Origin of the sequence: Caproicibacter fermentans, assembly GCF_014303955.1 — a bacterium.
GTDB classification, from domain to species: domain Bacteria; phylum Bacillota; class Clostridia; order Oscillospirales; family Acutalibacteraceae; genus Caproicibacter; species Caproicibacter fermentans.
Map to the genome: position 1 here is coordinate 1,899,114 of NZ_CP060286.1, position 15,732 is coordinate 1,914,845.

13 protein-coding genes and 3 pseudogenes are annotated in these 15,732 nt (G+C 51.3%); 6 read left to right on the forward strand and 10 right to left on the reverse strand.

Features of this window, described 5'->3' with window-relative positions:
• Nucleotides 1-49 precede the first annotated feature (49 nt).
• Both HCR03_RS20745 and HCR03_RS20750 read right to left on the reverse strand, forming a co-directional pair.
• Nucleotides 50-631 (reverse strand): annotated as a pseudogene (locus tag HCR03_RS20745) (methyl-accepting chemotaxis protein); the annotation flags it as partial.
• Nucleotides 632-844: 213 nt separating this feature from the next.
• Nucleotides 845-1,258: pseudogene (locus HCR03_RS20750) on the reverse strand (HAMP domain-containing protein); the annotation flags it as partial.
• A 309-nt stretch (nucleotides 1,259-1,567) separates the two neighbouring features.
• Between HCR03_RS20750 and HCR03_RS09410 the strand changes: the two are divergent.
• Nucleotides 1,568-2,173 (forward strand): XRE family transcriptional regulator, encoded by a 606-nt coding sequence (locus HCR03_RS09410; RefSeq protein WP_066642721.1) that lies wholly within the window; start codon nucleotides 1,568-1,570, stop codon nucleotides 2,171-2,173.
• Between the two features lie 47 nt (nucleotides 2,174-2,220).
• Here the strand turns inward: HCR03_RS09410 and ptsP are convergent, their stop codons facing one another.
• The gene (ptsP, locus tag HCR03_RS09415) at nucleotides 2,221-3,969 is read right to left on the reverse strand and encodes a phosphoenolpyruvate--protein phosphotransferase (protein ID WP_187037853.1); all 1,749 of its coding nucleotides are present in this window, start codon (nucleotides 3,967-3,969) and stop codon (nucleotides 2,221-2,223) included.
• A 5-nt stretch (nucleotides 3,970-3,974) separates the two neighbouring features.
• Complete coding sequence (locus HCR03_RS09420; RefSeq protein ID WP_066642697.1) at nucleotides 3,975-4,235, reverse strand: HPr family phosphocarrier protein; 261 nt, start codon at nucleotides 4,233-4,235, stop codon at nucleotides 3,975-3,977.
• 447 nt (nucleotides 4,236-4,682) lie between these two features.
• On the opposite strand from HCR03_RS09420, the gene HCR03_RS09425 reads away from it, so the two are divergent.
• The 5 genes and pseudogenes from HCR03_RS09425 (at nucleotide 4,683) to HCR03_RS09440 (ending at nucleotide 9,233) form a co-directional block, all read left to right on the forward strand.
• Complete coding sequence (locus HCR03_RS09425) at nucleotides 4,683-5,150, forward strand: PTS sugar transporter subunit IIA (protein WP_066642973.1); 468 nt, start codon at nucleotides 4,683-4,685, stop codon at nucleotides 5,148-5,150.
• Between the two features lie 68 nt (nucleotides 5,151-5,218).
• A complete protein-coding gene (locus tag HCR03_RS09430; RefSeq protein ID WP_156989656.1) occupies nucleotides 5,219-5,518 on the forward strand; it encodes a PTS sugar transporter subunit IIB in 300 nt (99 codons plus the stop codon).
• A 91-nt stretch (nucleotides 5,519-5,609) separates the two neighbouring features.
• A pseudogene (locus HCR03_RS20090) lies at nucleotides 5,610-6,020 on the forward strand (PTS transporter subunit IIC); the annotation flags it as partial.
• 67 nt (nucleotides 6,021-6,087) lie between these two features.
• Nucleotides 6,088-6,912 (forward strand): PTS ascorbate transporter subunit IIC, encoded by an 825-nt coding sequence (locus HCR03_RS20095; RefSeq protein WP_267459229.1) that lies wholly within the window; start codon nucleotides 6,088-6,090, stop codon nucleotides 6,910-6,912.
• A 251-nt stretch (nucleotides 6,913-7,163) separates the two neighbouring features.
• Nucleotides 7,164-9,233 carry a BglG family transcription antiterminator gene (locus HCR03_RS09440; protein WP_187037856.1) on the forward strand — a complete coding sequence of 690 codons (2,070 nt, stop codon included), beginning with the start codon at nucleotides 7,164-7,166 and terminating at the stop codon, nucleotides 9,231-9,233.
• Nucleotides 9,234-9,349: 116 nt separating this feature from the next.
• Here HCR03_RS09440 and HCR03_RS09445 read toward each other — a convergent pair whose 3' ends face one another.
• The 6 genes from HCR03_RS09445 to HCR03_RS09470 form a co-directional block, all read right to left on the reverse strand.
• Complete coding sequence (locus HCR03_RS09445; protein ID WP_187037858.1) at nucleotides 9,350-11,827, reverse strand: M56 family metallopeptidase; 2,478 nt, start codon at nucleotides 11,825-11,827, stop codon at nucleotides 9,350-9,352.
• On the reverse strand, nucleotides 11,824-12,210 hold the full coding sequence (locus HCR03_RS09450) for a BlaI/MecI/CopY family transcriptional regulator (RefSeq protein ID WP_066642686.1): 387 nt from the start codon (nucleotides 12,208-12,210) through the stop codon (nucleotides 11,824-11,826). The genes HCR03_RS09445 and HCR03_RS09450 overlap by 4 nt, the downstream gene beginning before the upstream one ends.
• An 82-nt stretch (nucleotides 12,211-12,292) precedes the next feature.
• Entirely contained in the window at nucleotides 12,293-13,054 is a 762-nt protein-coding gene (locus HCR03_RS09455) for an SDR family NAD(P)-dependent oxidoreductase (protein ID WP_066642684.1), read from the reverse strand.
• Nucleotides 13,051-13,536: an RNA 2',3'-cyclic phosphodiesterase gene (gene thpR, locus HCR03_RS09460; RefSeq protein WP_267459230.1), complete on the reverse strand. Its 486-nt coding sequence runs from the start codon at nucleotides 13,534-13,536 to the stop codon at nucleotides 13,051-13,053. The genes HCR03_RS09455 and thpR overlap by 4 nt, the downstream gene beginning before the upstream one ends.
• Nucleotides 13,537-13,756: 220 nt before the next feature.
• On the reverse strand, nucleotides 13,757-13,930 hold the full coding sequence (locus tag HCR03_RS09465; protein ID WP_175391617.1) for a hypothetical protein: 174 nt from the start codon (nucleotides 13,928-13,930) through the stop codon (nucleotides 13,757-13,759).
• A gap of 10 nt (nucleotides 13,931-13,940) precedes the next feature.
• Nucleotides 13,941-15,356: an aspartate ammonia-lyase gene (locus HCR03_RS09470; RefSeq protein ID WP_187037860.1), complete on the reverse strand. Its 1,416-nt coding sequence runs from the start codon at nucleotides 15,354-15,356 to the stop codon at nucleotides 13,941-13,943.
• Between the last annotated feature and the right edge of the window lie 376 nt (nucleotides 15,357-15,732).

The window sequence follows — 15,732 nt, forward strand, 5'->3', positions numbered from 1 at the left end:
CCCCAAAGAACGGGGCGGTCGCTTTGCCGGATCATTCTAATCTGAGCCGTCAGGAGACGGCTGATTTTTTCTTCAAGTGAAACCGTTTCAATTCCTCTTTCAGCAAGCTTGCCTGCTCGGAGAGTTCTTCACTTGCCGCAGCGCTTTCTTCCGCCGATGCGGAATTCGTCTGAATCACGCTTGAAATCTGCTCAATTCCCTGCGTAATCTGTTCCGCGGCGCTTGCCTGTGTGGTTGACGCGCTGTTTATTTTTTCAACCGCTTCGTTCACTCTGCCGATTCTGACGGATACTTCCTCCAGTGCCTTCGCCGTACTGTCCGCGATTTCGGTTCCATCCTTCACCTTGGCGATGGTGCCCTCGATCAGAGCGGTCGTCTGGCTTGCGGCATCGGCGGACCTGCTGGCAAGCGACCGGACTTCATCCGCGACAACGGCAAATCCTTTGCCCGCTTCCCCGGCCCGTGCCGCTTCCACGGCGGCATTGAGCGCAAGGATATTCGTCTGAAACGCGATGTCGTCTATCACCTTGATGATTTTGCGGATTTCATCGGAAGAGGCGTTAATTCCGTTCATGGCGTCAAGCATCTGCTGCATCTGATCGTTGCTCATCTGAATATCCTGCGTCGTTTCCTCCAGATAAGATGTGACTTGCCCGATATGCTCCGACGTCTCCTGAATGCTCGATGAAATCTCCTGTGTGGAAGACGCCAGCTCCTCCACGGACGCGGCCTGTTCGGTCGCTCCCTGGGCAAGCTGCTGCGCCGCCGCGGAAACTTGCTGGGCTCCGCCGTCAACCTGGCCCGACGTTTCCTGAATGATTTCAAACGTATGGTTCAGCTTTTGCAGAATTTCCCGGAAAGCCCTGGTAATCGGAGCAAAATCCCCCACATAGTCGCGTGGAACCTCCACTGTTAAGTCACCCTCCGCGATCCGGTCAAGAGTCCCCGAAATCTCTTCCACGTCCTGTTTTAAAAGGGTAAAAGCGGTGTTAAGGGATGCGGATATGGTTCCGACCTCATTTTTTAGCTCACAGTTGAGCTTCAAGCCCAGCTCTCCCCCTGCGAATCTCTTTGTCGCAACCGCGATTTCTTCAATCGGTTTTGAAATCGATCTTGAAATCCAGACAACGGAGAACACGGCTGAAACGAGAAAGACCAGGCAGGACAGCGCCAAAAGCACAATGATTCCCACCGCAAGGTGTTTCAGCCGGCTCAGATCCTCCCCCGACAGCACCTGTGCAAGCGAATAGATTCCCACCGCAGAGGAAAAAATACCGAATGCGGAAAACGTAAACTGAAGTATGGTCAGTATTTTTGAAATCCTGACATTCTGAAAAATCCGTTTCAATGATAACGCCTTCTTTTTACAGGCTTAAAAATTCAGCCGTATTTATTTCAGTCATAGATTTCTAAACAAACGACAAAAAACTCTTTTATATCTGTTTTTCAAACTTTTTTCATTATATATTTATAAAATCAATATGTCAACAGCATGTATGAAGTTAATTGATTTTTCATTTACTTTTCTAATATAATTTGTAGAATTGAATTGAAAGGGCTGATATGAATGAACAGAATCCGTTTTTTGCGTATGCAGAAAGCGATGAAGCAGGAGGATCTTGCAAAGGTTATTCATGTCAGCCAGTCCTCTCTGTCCGGCTATGAAAACGAAAAATATGAGCCGGATAAAAAGACTTTGCTGCGCCTTGCCTCCTATTTCGGCGTTTCAATCGACTACCTTCTTGGAATCGACAACGCCCGATTTTACGAAAAAAAAATGTCTGAACAAATTCCCGTTTATTCTGTACTGCAAACGAACCCGCTGACCGGCCCCTGCGGTTCGGTACTCTATTTTCTTGATTTCGATCCGTACTGGAAAGAGGAAGGAGAATATTTCGGGATTCAGATTTGCGGCGATCGCATGGAGCCCCGTATGTTTGAAGGAGACGTCGCCATCGTGCGCCGCCAGGACACCGCGAAAGACAGCAGCGTCGCCGTAGTGCAGGTTGGGCGTGAAAACGCCTTGGTCATTCGCGTAATCAACCGCGAGGACGGAATGACGCTGCTGCCCTATAACCCCAAATACAAAGCCTTCTTCTACACAAATAAGGAAATCGCCGAGCTGCCCGTGAAAATACTCGGTAAAGTAGTGGAATTTCGCGGCAAATGCTAAAAACCGGAGCCGATTGCGGCTCCGGTTTTTAGCTTTGTCACAGTTTTTCAACCGATTAAATCATCTCCGTCTTGCAGCCAATTCCGGTATTCCTTACTCAGAGTCCCGTTCACCAGATCGGCTACGCCCTTTGAAGAACTTTGTTTCAAGGCCTGGTCGGCAACCGTTTGGGCTCTCTTGAAATCGATTAGGGAAAGCAGATTCCGAATCAGCGGAATCCTACCCGGGTTCACGCTGAATTTTTCCAGTCCAAACCCGATCAAAAGTGAGAGCGCCAAAGGATCCCCCGCCATTTCGCCGCAAAGGGAGCAGGGTATTCCAGCTTCCCTTGAATTCCGGATCGTCAGCTCAATCAGTCTTAAGACGCCTGGATCAAGATGATTATAAATGGACGCCACCTTTTGATTTGTCCGGTCTGCTGCAAGAACATACTGGGTCAGGTCGTTGCTCCCGATGCTGAAAAAGTCGACAAGGGCGGCAAATTTATCCGACAGAATGGCCGCGGAGGGAATTTCGACCATCATTCCGATCGGTATTTTTTCATTGAAAGGCTGATTTTCGGCACGAAGCTGTTTCTTTGCCTCTTCCAGAATGCTTTTGGCTTGCTGCAATTCAGAGATGTTGGAAATCATAGGAAACATGATTTGGACATTACCGAAAGCGCTCGCCCTTAAAATAGCCCTCAGCTGAATGAGGAAAATTTCCGGCCTGTCAAGGCAGATGCGAATGGCACGGTACCCCAAAAAGGCGTTTTTCTCCGCTTCCAAATGCAGGCTTTCAACCGGTTTGTCACCGCCGATGTCGATGGTTCGGATGGTGACGGGCCTCCCCTTCCAGTTTACGGCCAAGCTGCGGTAAACGGCAACCTGCTCCGCTTCCGAGGGAAGCCGGGGTTTGTCCATATACAGAAATTCCGTGCGGAACAGCCCTATTCCGTCCGCTGAATATTTGAGCGACTTTTCCGCCATAGACGTATCCATGATATTGCAGAGAACCCGAATTCTCTTTCGATCCGCCGTGAAAGCTTCACAGGCTTGGTATTTCTTCAGATCGGCTCTTTGCTGTTCGTAGAGCGCGATAATCTCGTTTGCCCGTTCCTTTTCCTGCTCGGAAAGTGAGAAAGAGGCGGTTCCTTTCTCGGCGTCCAGAAAGACAAGCTCGCCGTCTCGGATTTTTTCAATTCCAGCGCACCCGACGACAGTGGGAATTCCCAGCCCCGAGGCGAGGATTGCGACATGAGAGGTCCTGGAACCACGACGGGTCAGGATTCCCTTGATACGGCCGCAGTCGGCGACGGAAAGCAGGGCGGGAGAGAGGCTTTCCGCCACAAGGATTACATTCTTCTCAAGATGGGATAAATCCGGCTCGGAAAAGCCCTCCATCGAGTATGCCAGACGCTTGCCGACCTCACGAATATCTTGCGCCCGCTCGCTTAAAAAGGGATCTCCCAGGTTTTCCAGCGTGGCTGCCTGGTCCTCCGCAGCGCGCATTACGGAGGAAGAGGCGCAATATCCCTGTTCAATATAGCCGTCGATTCCTTTTCGAAACACATAATCGTTCAGTATGGTCCGATGCATTTCAAGCATTTCCAGCTTGGCTGAATTTCCCTCAATTTTTTTTTTGCTTTCGTCCAACTCAAGGCTCAGATTTTTAATTCCGTCCTGCACAGCCGTCATGAGACGTTCTTTCTCGCTTCTTGGGCCTTTGCGGTCCGCGTCTATCTCCGGGGGTGCGGAAAGGACCATTGCTTCGGCGGCGGCTTTCCCGAATGAAGCCGCAATTCCGACCAATTTCATTTCACTTAATCCTCCAGATTATTAATATACTCGCAGATCCTTTTTGCAGCGAGCTCTTCGTCTTCTCCATCCACACGAAGAGTAATCACCGTCCCCGCTTTCAACGCGGAGGAAAGAAGACTGATAATACTCTTTGGGTCCGCTTCCTTACCGTCGTGCGACATCGTGATGGTGCTTTTGAATTTTGTCGCAAGTTTGACCAGCTCGGTTGCCGGTCTCGCGTGAATTCCCGTCGGATTTTTTACCGTAATTACACAATTAACCATTGTAGACACTTCCCAAACTCAATTTGTTCGAACCAATGAAGCCGGTGCTTCAGCCATGGATTCATTCTAGGAGAAACCAAAATTGATGTCAATACGACCAATTAAATCATGATATTTAACAATAATGTTAAATTAATTTGTCATTTTATATAATTCAATGGCAAAATAATATAAAAATGATTTCACTAATTTATAAATTTAGTTGAAAGACATCCTCCGTTCTTTGCTTGTTTGCCTTTTAGATATGTTTTTTGCAACAGTAAGCCGGAAACAAATTGAGCTTTATATCAGCGAAAAATCAGATTATGATGAAACCATCCAAAAGGGAGGCGCGGACCGTTTGAAATCTGGTGAACTTTCCGGGGCCCCGGGCCGCAGGCAAAGACACATCCGATCCGGGGCGCCCAATAATCCGCAGGCAAATCATAGAGAAAAAGGATGAAGCAAATGATCAAAGAGTTAATCAACGAAGACAGCGTGGAAATCAATGCTGAGGTCAAAAACTGGAGGGAAGCAGTTCAAAAAAGCGGTTTAATTTTGGAGAAATGCGGAAAAGTGGAACACCGGTATACCGAGGCCATGGTGGAAAATGTGGAACATGCCGGACCATATATTGTGATCGCTCCGGGAATCGCTATGCCGCACGCACGGTCCGAGCAGGGAGTTAAGGAAATCGGCATTTCCCTGCTTCTTCTAAAGACGCCGGTCAATTTCGGCAATCCGGAAAACGACCCGGTGAAAATCGTGGTGGCTCTCAGCGCAAAGGACAGCAGCTCGCATCTGGATACTCTGGCGGAACTGATGGAGCTTCTGGGGGACAAAACTTTTGTTTCAATGGCCGACAAACCGCTTGCGAAACAGGACCTTATCAATTATATCCATCACAAAAAATTTAGTAGAAGCTTTGAAATTTAACTGTTTGCTGAAATAAAATTGCCGAACCCACCGAAAAAATCAATCACGGAAGAAAGAAGAATAACAAAATGAAACTTGCATGTGTATGCCAGTCAGGGCTTGGAACCAGCTTTATGGTTCAAATGAATCTGCAGGCAATTCTGCAGGAAGAAAATCTGGATATGAATGAATTTCAGCTGGATCATATCGACGTGGGATCCGCTACGCCGGACGCCGCGGATTATTTCTTCATCGAAAAAACCCTGGTGACGGCTTTGCCCAATATTCCGGCGGAAAAAATCGTCTCGCTGGATTCGATTATTGACAAGGAAGTGGCGCGTGCCGCATTGAACACCGTGCTTGATCGCAATGGCATTCGTCATAATTAAGGGGAAGAGAGAGTGATCAGTCATGAATGGAGTTCTTAATTTTATCATTTCCATCGCAACTACGCCCGCGCTGTTGGTGGGATTAATTGCGATGCTCGGCCTTATTCTGCAGAAAAAGCCGGCATCGGCCGTAATTCAAGGAACGGTTAAAACCTTTGCAGGCTTTCTGGTGCTTGTAGGCGGCGCGGGAATCCTGTCGAACTCTCTGACGCCGTTTGCAAGTATGTTCCAATATGCTTTTCATGTAAACGGAATTGTTCCAACAAACGAGGGCGTCGTAGCACTCGCTTTGGTAAAATACGGCACGCCGACGGCTCTCATTATGCTGGTTGGCATGGTGGTCAATATTCTTTTGGCCCGCTTCACACGCTTTAAATACATTTTTTTAACGGGTCAGGCGATGCTTTACGTATCCTGCATGGCGGCAGTAATTCTTGCGTCCGCCGGTATGGGACAGTCCTGGCAGACGGTCCTTCTGGGCGGATTGTTTGAAGGAACTTTGCTTTCAGTAACACCTACGCTCTGTCAGCCGTTTATGCGTAAAATCACAGGCACTGACAATGTAGGCCATGGGGCATACGGGCAATATTGGTTATGCGCTTTCCGGCTGGATTGGAAAAGTTTTCGGCAATTCCGATCCGGAAAAATCAACAGAAAAGCTGAATATTCCAAAGAGTCTTGGATTTTTGCGCGATTCAACGGTCTCCATCTCGCTTTTGATGTCGGTGGTTTACCTATTACTGGCGATTGCCGCGGGCCCCCAATTTGTGGAGGCAAAGCTTTCCAACGGCACAAACTACATTATCTTCGCTATTGTTCAGGCGGGAACCTTTGCCGCCGGGTTTGTGGTGGTGCTTCAGGGGGTACGGATGATTTTGGCTGAAATCGTGCCGGCCTTTCAGGGGATTGCTCAAAAACTGGTGCCAAATTCAAAGCCTGCTCTTGATGTCCCGATCGTCTTCCCGTATGCGCCGAACGCTGTGCTGATTGGTTTCTTCGTTTCTTTCTTAACAGGAGCTTTGTCGATGTTCGCAATGCTTGCTTTGGGAACAACGGTAATTATTCCTGGTGTAGTCGGGCATTTCTTCTGTGGGGCGGCCGCGGGGATTTACGGGAACTCGACCGGCGGCCGCCGGGGCGCAGTGCTCGGATCTTTCGTTAACGGCCTGCTGATTTCTTGGCTGCCTCTCTTTATTATTCCGGCTTTGGGTTCGTTTGGCGCGGGGGCTTCGGCTACTTTCGCCGATACGGATTATTTGATTCCAGGCATTATTATGGGAAACATCAGCCATATGGGCGCCGCTGCTCTAATCACGCTTATTGTCGGCTTTACGGCTTTGGTCATCATAGCCAGTGCTGTGCTCAATGCCAGAGACAAGGCAAAATCCAAATAAACGAAAATAAGGGAAAGGGGGCCGGATTTTCATGAATCCGGCCCCCTTTTGTAAAGGCTGAAAGAATTTCAATTTGTCAAGTTAACGTTTTCAACTTGCACTATAATGAAATGAGGATAAAAGCGCGGGAAGATCTTATCCCTAAACTGCACCGATCAAACTGCTGTAAACGCGCTTTGTGCTTTATACCTCTACGACGGATACCCGCGCACAAAGGGAAAAAACTATTGAATGGGTAAGGGGGAATTCTATTGATCAATCGCCGGTGCGCCGAAATTCTGAGTGACCTGACCGCAGCCAACCGACCGGTCAGGGTCGCCGATCTTTCGGAAAAATACGGCGTAAGCCAAAGAACAATTCATAACGACATTGCAAAGATTGATTCCTACCTTCATGAGAATGGCCTTGAATCGGTGAAAAGGAAACCGGGGTCCGGCCTTTGGTGCAGCTTCACCAAGACCGATCTGACCAAGCTTCGGCAAAAGCTGGACAGCATCGGCTTTTACCAGTATGTGATGACGATTGAGGAACGTGTTCGGTTTATCATTATGACAATGCTGAAAAACAGTAATTATGAAACAGTGGCGGATCTGAGTGAAGAGCTTAAAGTAAGCAAAGGAACCGTTCATAAGGATCTGAAACAGGTCCGGCTTTGGCTGAAAGAACACAATCTCGAGCTGGACATTCATAAAGCCCACGGGGTCAAAGTGCTCGGGGATGAAGAGGGTATTCGGCGCGCCTATATGAAGCTGGTGGACACCCCCCAGGAAAGGATCGATTACTTTTGCGCCAATGGGATTTTTTCCCGACAGGATATTATCTATATCAAACAATGCCTTAAAAAGGCGGAAGAACATTTGGAGCTGGTGTTTACGGACGAAACCTTTCAATCCTTGTCCGCCTACTTAGGAATCGCGGTATTCAGAAACAGACAGGGAAAAAAATTGGATCTGCATCAGAAAAACATCGATATGCTGAAAGATAAAGAAGAATTTTCGGTTGCAGAACTGATTGCGTACATGATAAAAGGAAGGTTCTCCATCCAATTAGCCGAAGACGAGATCGCCTATCTGGCCATGTTCCTGCTCACCGGCAATGTAATCATAAACCGGCGGCCCGATAAAGAAAACTGGGTACAGTGGAGAATCGATGTCTCAGAGCTGATCAACCATTTTCAGGAGGAAGTCTCAGTCAACTTATCTAATGATGAACAATTGTTTGAAGGGCTGCTGCAGCATTATAGGCCTATGATATACCGGGCGAAGTATCAAATTAAAATTACGAACCCTTATCTTGCGGAAATCAAAAATTCCATCGCGGGCACGTTTCAGAAAACCCGCAGTTGTCTCAGACCCATTGAGTATCAATACGGCATTCAGCTGTCGGACGATGAAATTGGTTATCTGGCTTTATATTTTCAAACTGCTTTGGAAAAGGTCAGGCGGGAAGCCCCTAGAAAAAGCGCACTGATTGTCTGCGAATCAGGAATCGGGACAGCAAAAATCGTGCAGCTGCGCCTTCAGGAACTGTACGACGTAAATATCATAGATACCATTCCCGCCAGAGCATTGAAAAAGACCCTAAAGAGCGTTGCTGTCGATTGTGTCGTTTCAACCATTCAGATTCAGGCGAAAGGAATCCGGTGCATTGTGGTAGACCCGTTCATCAGCGATGCCGACATGGTCGAACTGGATCGTTATTTACCGAAAAAGAGAGCGTTTTCGCTTCAAGCCAAAGGAGACATCGACCTCGGTTCCCTGATACGCACGATTGAAAAATCGGCGGTGATTTTTGACCGCAACAAGCTTGAAATGCACCTTCATCAGTTACTGACCCGATCAGGGCCATCGGGTGACGCGCTGAATCTAACCGATGTTTTTCAGACGGATGACATCTCGCTGAACGTTGAGGCGGAAACTTGGGAAGATGCGGTTCGGCAGGGCGGGGAGCTGCTGCTGCGAAAAGGAAAGATCGAACCGGGATATATCGATGACACGATTCGGAATGTCAAAAAATTCGGACCGTATATTGTCATTCTTCCGGGTATTGCACTCCCCCATGTGAATTCCTTTAAGCTGGTTCATGCCACCGGCTTCAGCTTAATTACGCTAAAAAAAGCGATCCCTTTTGGTAATGGAGAAAACGACCCCGTTCATTTGGTGATCTCTTTTTGTTCGGTCGATCAGTTTCAGCATATGAAAGCACTGTCCCAGCTGATGCAAATTATTAAAAGAAAAGATTTTCTGGAATTTGCCCGCTCGGTGAAAACCAGAAGCGAACTCATGAACTATTTTATTACATCTATTTTTGGCACACCGTGATTTTAAATTCGTTCACCCGGGTATCGCCGCAAGCCGGATCGAATCTGTCGGATGAGCAGCGCCGCTATTTCGGATATCCCGCCGTAGCAGAGCCGATCAGCATCGCCGTGTCCTGCTCAGACGATTAAATAGTCTTTCCCGCCGGAATGAAAGCTTTTCGCACCGATTCCGGTCTGAGAGACGTATTCCTGAATATTTTTCTTCATTCCGGACAGAAAGTTACCGGATTTGCCGTAATCCGCAAGCATCTTTTTCGCAACGTCGCCGTGCGGCGCGCAGAAGTCCTGGATGGAGTCCCCAAAATAGGAGCCGTCTTTCGCCGTCGTGCGGCCGATCAGCTTCCACGGATTTCCGTCCTTCGAAAAGCGGAGCTCCATCGGAATCCTGCTTCCGCCGACCGAATTCAGGACTTCCCCGTCCAGCTCGTATTCCGCTTCGTCTACCGTCGCAAAGACCCGCAGCACGCCGTCTTCTTCAAAGCTGCCGTAAATTACCGGAGCGTTGATCACCACGTTGCCGTCGGTATAAGGCTCCGAGTAAAACTGCCCCAGCGCCTCATAAACGGCGCTTTCCACCGCGTCGTCCGTACGGTGCTCATAGGGCGGCAGCGCCGTATGACGGTTTTGAAACTCCTCTTTCGCCTTCGCCAGAGCTTCTTCGGCTTCACGGACTTTTTGCTGCTGTTCGGAATAATCCGCGGTTCCGCTTTTCCGCCGGTTCTCGAGCTCCGCCTGCGCCTGCTTTAAAGTTTCCTGCGCCTGTGTGATTTGCTCCCGAAGCGCCGTCAGGCTCGCTTCCGAGCCGCCGCTTTTTACGGCTGTTTCCGTCGATTCCAGATTCCGCACCACAGGGCAGGAATCCGAAATCACAAAAAAGGCGCTCCCGTCTCTGGAAATCGCGTACCACTGCTCCGGCTGCGGGCTTTTCCCTTCCAGTACTGAGGTAAAGCCGTAGCAATCCGCGCCGGCGAGAACCAGTCTTCCCCGGGAAACGAGCTTTTCGGGGAGAATGATCGGCGCATGCTGTTCCACCGCTGTTTCTGCCTGACCGACGGTCAGCAGATCTTCCCTCTCTTTCGCTTCGGTAGAATGGGTCATCTGGTAATCCTCCGCGGTGCGGCTGTTTAAATCTGCCAGAAATTTTTCCATTTCGCTCGCGCCCTGTGATAGCGTTCTCACATCGGTCTGTTCCTGCTTCATCGACTGCTCCCGCGTGTAAACGAAAGTCATGGCGCAGTCCGGCGCATCGACGTAAAACACGACGCGGCCGGCATTCTGGATCAGACTGAGTATCAGCGTCGCGTTCCGGTACGCCCAGGAAAGATCCGTTTGAGTGAGAAGTTCATCGCTTTGCGCGGTATAGCGGACCGTCAGCGAATATGGTTCGCTGTTTGTCTGAAGCGCCATTCCCCCCTGTACCATGCCGTCGGGCAGCGACAGAGCTCCCAGCACTCTTCCGACCGCGCTGTTGTCCCCGATAGATTCCGTGCGGACTGAAAGCAGCCTTTGCGCCAGAACATCTTGTTTTTCCCGGTTTTTCCGCCCATCCGGGGAAGTTCCGCCATAGGTGACAAACGCCCCGCAGGAAATCGTCAGAACCAGGGCGACGCACAGCGCCGCCGCGCCGCGGCGTCTTTTCTTTGTATTCAAAATTGTCTCGAGGCGGCGCTTCAGTTCCTTTTTTCCGCCGCCGAACCCTGTGGAGAGAGGGGCGCGTCGCTGAGTCGCCTTCTGCGCGACCGAAAGGATCGCGCGTCCGTATTCCGCCCGGAACGCCGGGTCGGCGTTTTTAAGCGCCGCCTCGTCGCAGGAAAGCTCCAGGTCTCGGTTCGCCGCCCGCGCCATCAGCCAGACAAGCGGGTTGAACCAGTGGACGGCGCAGGCGGCGGCCAAAAGCAGGCGATACCATAAATCGCGCCGCCGGAAATGCGTCAGCTCGTGCCGAAAAATCACCCGCAGCTCCCCGTCCTCAAACAAACCGGGCGGCAAAAGCAATACCGGGCAAAGCAATCCGATTAGCATCGGTCCCGCATCCTTTTTGCCGCGCATCAGGCGAACCCGGCCGCCTCCCCCGGCCGCCGCGCGTTCTTCCCGGAACAAACGGAGAACCCCGTCATCCGTTTCCTCCGAGCTCCAGCGCAGAAGCCGCCGCCGAAACAGCAGGCTGGAACCCAATGTCCACAGCAGGCATCCCGCCGCCCCGGCCGCCCACGTCACCGCCAGAAGCGTGTTCAAGGGAACCGTGCGCTTTTCCGCATCCTCTCGGATCAGTTCCGCTTTCTTTTCATACGCGTTCCGCTCCTGTCCGGAAACCGTATCCGGGATGGAAAAAGAGCCGGTGCCCCGGGTTCCGGGAACAACAACCGTGACGCCCTGTTCCGGCGAAGGCGCCGGAAGCGCGACGGCCGTCCGCGGCAGTTCGAAATGGATCGGAATCAGCAGGCGCACCGCAAGCGCCAGCCAGACCCAACTCCTCCATTGCGCGGCGTAAACCTTTCGGGTCAGTTTTCCCGCGGAAAACAGGAGCAATATCAACGCGGAAGCCCCCGCGGAAATTTCTGCGGTATTCTCCGCGAAACGAATCAGCAGATTCATGTTCTCCCCGTCCTTTCGTCCAAAAAGGCGCGCAGCTCCTCAAGGTCTTCGGGCGTGATGGAATGGCTGTCATACAGCGACGCGACCAGCCGGGTGACGGAATTGCCGTTCAGCTTTTCAAGTATGCTCCTGTTCTCATCCGCAAGATATTCTTTCTCGCCGATCAGGGGCGTGTAGCATCGGTTCCTGCCCTGCCTTCCGCTGCTGAGAAAGCCGCGCGCAATCAGCCGGTTCAGAAGCGTCTGAAGCGCCGAAACGCTCCAGGGTTTTTCACGCCCAAGAATTTCGCGGACACGCGCGGTGGTGACCGGGTATTCTGCGCAGCTCCAGACAGCCTGCATCACTTTCAGCTCTGCCCCGGGCAGCTTTGCAATTTTACGCATAATAAAAGCAACTCCTACAACTGTAAGATATATCTTATACTACAGTTGTAGGAATTGTTTGTCAAGTTTTATTTTGCCGCGGTTACGGCCCCGGCCTTGTCTTTCGTTTCTGCATATGGTAGGCAATGCGCACCACGGCCGATTCCGGCAGAAAGCGCTCCCCGAACAGGGCTGCTTTCATGGAAAAACCGGGAACGATCAAGGTTTTGCGCGCGAACATTTTTTGGACCGCATAACGCGCGACGTATTCGCTGGAGAGCCCCTTGACGCTGAAACGGACGTCCGCGACGGAATCGAATTCCGTATGCACGGGTCCGGGGCAGAGCGCGCCAATGTAAACCCGGCTGCCGTCGCGCCGCAGTTCCTCCGCAAGGGCCTGCGTCAGACGCAGGACATAGGCCTTGGAGGCATAATAGCTGGAAAGCAGCGGACCCGGCTGAAACGCGGCGGAGGACGACACATTCAGAATATGGCCCGAATCACGCTGCTTAAAATCGCGGTAGAAGAGCTTTGTCAGGATATGGACGGCCCGGATATTGACGTTGATCAGATTCAGTTCGCGTTCAAGATCGGTCTCATCAAACGGGCCGAACACACCGAAGCCCGCGCAGTTGATCAGAACATCGATTTCTTCCCCGCGCACCTGACGGTAAAGGTCGTAACACTGGTCTTTGAGGGAGAGGTCCGCCCCCACCACGCTGACATGCGTCTGCAGCTGCCGCGCGAGCTCTTCCATCCGGGGGACCCGCCGGGCCGCGAGGACGAGGTCGTATCCCCGTTTGCTGAGCTCGCGCGCAAAATCCCTGCCGATGCCGGAGCTTGCGCCGGTAATCAGCGCTTTCATATCATCGCCTCCTCTCGCAGTGTTTTTTCATAGACCGGAGTATATTTCAGTATTCCCCCCGGGCGTTCCGACTGATACAGCGTTATTTTTTCCACCCGCATTTTTTTCGCTGGTACCACAAAGGCCCCGTGGTCGTAATCCTTTTTTAAAACAGCCTGGCGCGCAAGCGTCAGATGCGGGCGAAAAGCACGTTTTTCCAGACGAAACCCACGGTTCTGCAGCTGTTCGTATAACTGACGGTAAAGGCCCGTCAGATGCTCCGACCGTTCCACGCCGGCCCAGAAAATATTTCCGTCCTCTCTGCGAAAGTAGCCGAATCCGCCCACATGCAGAAAAAACGGCGCCGCGCCGACGGAATCCATCGCCCCCCTGACCTCGCCGAGCTTTTCAGGAGGAATCTCCCCCAGAAAGGCAATGGTCAGATGCAGGTTTTCGGCCTGCACAAATCTTCCGCTTTCACAGCAGAGCCTCAGCCTCCGCATTACTTTCTCCAGCGTATCCCTGATTTCAGGGGACAGCGAAACGGCAATAAACAGACGCGTAAAACCACCCCCATCCGCAGACGCGTCTTTTCTTTTTTTCTTATTATATCACAATTCCGGGCCGATTCTATCACCCCCGATCATTTTTAATTTAATGAAAAAAAACGGCGCGGAAAATTCCGCGCCGTCAGCTTGTTAATAGACAAATAAGCCGCAGTAATCAAAGGTTTCCCCTGCCGTCAAATTCGTCAGCGTGCTCCGGAACAAACCGATCCGGCCTGCAGACCTTTTCATCCGGGTTTCTCGGGCGTCTTACCGCGCGGTCCCGGCGGTCCGGCCAGTGGTTGACCCGGTCCTCTTCCAAATAAACAAGTTCGTTTCCAAGATAGTTCATAGCTGCCTCCTTAAACGGAAATCCGTCCGACGTTCCTCCTGTGAGGGTCCCCCGTCATCGCAGCGGGGTCGAAAATCGCTTTCAGTCTGTCGCCGCTCAGGATCTTGCGGCTTTCCACCAGTTCCAGAATCGGGACGCCCGTTTTCAGCGACTCTTTTGCAAGCTCCGCCGACTTGGCATACCCGATATAAGGGCAAAGCGCGGTAATGACGCCGACGCTTTCCTCAAGGTGTCTGCGGCAGACCTCGCGGTTTGCCGTAATCCCGGTCACACAGTTGTCAACCAAAGTCCTGACCGCTCCGGTAAGACCTCTGGCGGACTCAATCAGGTGATAGAACAGAACCGGCTCAAACGCGTTCAGCTCCAGCTGGCCGGCTTCCGCCGCAAGAGTCACGGTGCAGTCGTTGCCGATGATATGAAACGCCACCTGCGATACCACCTCCGGAATCACAGGATTGATCTTTCCCGGCATAATGGAGGACCCGTTCTGTTTCGCGGGCAGAGCAATCTCCATGATGCCGGTCCTCGGCCCGCTGGAAAGCAGTCTGAAATCGTTCGCCATTTTGGAAAGATTGACCGCGCAGGTCTTCATTGCTCCGGATACCGCCACGAATCCGTCCAGATTCTGCGTCCCGTCGATCAGGTCTTCCGCCTGAACCAGCTTGCATCCGCAGACTTTTTGAAGATTCGCCGTGATGTTGTACAGATAAGCGGGCACCGCGTTGACCGAAGTCCCGATTGCGGTAGCGCCCATATTGACGACGCGCATCTCATCCTGCACCCTTTGCAGCCGGACGATATCCCGTCTGGCCGCAGCGGCCCACGCGCCGAATTCCTGCCCCAGGCGGATTGGAACGGCGTCCTGAAGCTGGGTGCGCCCCATCTTAATCACATCGTCGAATTCCACGGCCTTTTTCTCAAGCGCGCCGGCAAGGCGCTCCAGCTGGCGCACGGCCTCCGGAATCAGTTTCAGCATGGTCAGCTTTCCGGCCGTGGGAAAAACATCGTTTGTGGACTGCGACATATTGACATGGTCGTTGGGGTGAACAACGGAATAGTCCCCTTTTTCTCCCCCAAGAAGCTCGATCGCCCGGTTGGCAATCACTTCGTTCGCATTCATATTGGCGCTTGTTCCGGCGCCGCCCTGAATCGGGTCTACAATAAACTGGTTGTGCAGACGGCCCGATATGATCTCGTCACAGGCCGCAATCACCGCATTTGCGACCGATGCTTTCAGGTCCCCCGCGTTGCGGTTTGTAATCGCCGCGGCCTTTTTGATCTGCGCCAGCGACACAATAAAATCGGCGTCCATGCGTCTGCCCGTGATGTGGAAATTACTTCTGGCCCGCAGCGACTGAACACCGTAATATGCTCCCGCGGGGACATGCAGGCTCCCGATGGAATCCGTTTCCGTTCTCGTTTTCATGTGAATGCCGCCCCATTTCCGGAATAAACAGCCATATCTCTTTTCTCTGAACGGAAGTACTTTAACACGTTCCCGGAGTCCCGTAAACAGTTTTTTCGCCATTCCGTGATATTTTTATTTTTATGTGTTTTAGCTTTAAGTAAGTAAGTCAGCCGTTTTTTAACTTTACTTTTTTAGGCTTCGGATCATTTTCATTCTGCTCCCGTCCTTCTTTATGAACGGAGGGCGGCTCTTCTCCTGAGGAAAAGTCATAACTTCTGAATCAAGTAAGTAGAATACTTTTAAGGATAGACCGTATCTATTAAATTTTTGCCCCTTGTTCTCCAATCTCGAAGTGCCGCCTCTTAAAATTTTTCCTCTGATTATTTCTTTTTCG

Coding starts and splice junctions, on each gene's coding strand:
- HCR03_RS09455 (WP_066642684.1), bottom strand. CDS start 13,054: ATGAAAGCGCTGATTACCGGCGCAAGCTCCGGCATCGGCAGGGATTTT.
- HCR03_RS09450 (WP_066642686.1), bottom strand. CDS start 12,210: ATGCGTAAAATTGCAAAGCTGCCCGGGGCAGAGCTGAAAGTGATGCAG.
- HCR03_RS20095 (WP_267459229.1), top strand. CDS start 6,088: ATGGGGCATACGGGCAATATTGGTTATGCGCTTTCCGGCTGGATTGGA.
- HCR03_RS09410 (WP_066642721.1), top strand. CDS start 1,568: ATGAACAGAATCCGTTTTTTGCGTATGCAGAAAGCGATGAAGCAGGAG.
- thpR (WP_267459230.1), bottom strand. CDS start 13,536: ATGCGGAGGCTGAGGCTCTGCTGTGAAAGCGGAAGATTTGTGCAGGCC.
- HCR03_RS09430 (WP_156989656.1), top strand. CDS start 5,219: ATGAAACTTGCATGTGTATGCCAGTCAGGGCTTGGAACCAGCTTTATG.
- HCR03_RS09445 (WP_187037858.1), bottom strand. CDS start 11,827: ATGAATCTGCTGATTCGTTTCGCGGAGAATACCGCAGAAATTTCCGCG.
- HCR03_RS09420 (WP_066642697.1), bottom strand. CDS start 4,235: ATGGTTAATTGTGTAATTACGGTAAAAAATCCGACGGGAATTCACGCG.
- HCR03_RS09470 (WP_187037860.1), bottom strand. CDS start 15,356: ATGAAAACGAGAACGGAAACGGATTCCATCGGGAGCCTGCATGTCCCC.
- HCR03_RS09425 (WP_066642973.1), top strand. CDS start 4,683: ATGATCAAAGAGTTAATCAACGAAGACAGCGTGGAAATCAATGCTGAG.
- ptsP (WP_187037853.1), bottom strand. CDS start 3,969: ATGAAATTGGTCGGAATTGCGGCTTCATTCGGGAAAGCCGCCGCCGAA.
- HCR03_RS09465 (WP_175391617.1), bottom strand. CDS start 13,930: ATGAACTATCTTGGAAACGAACTTGTTTATTTGGAAGAGGACCGGGTC.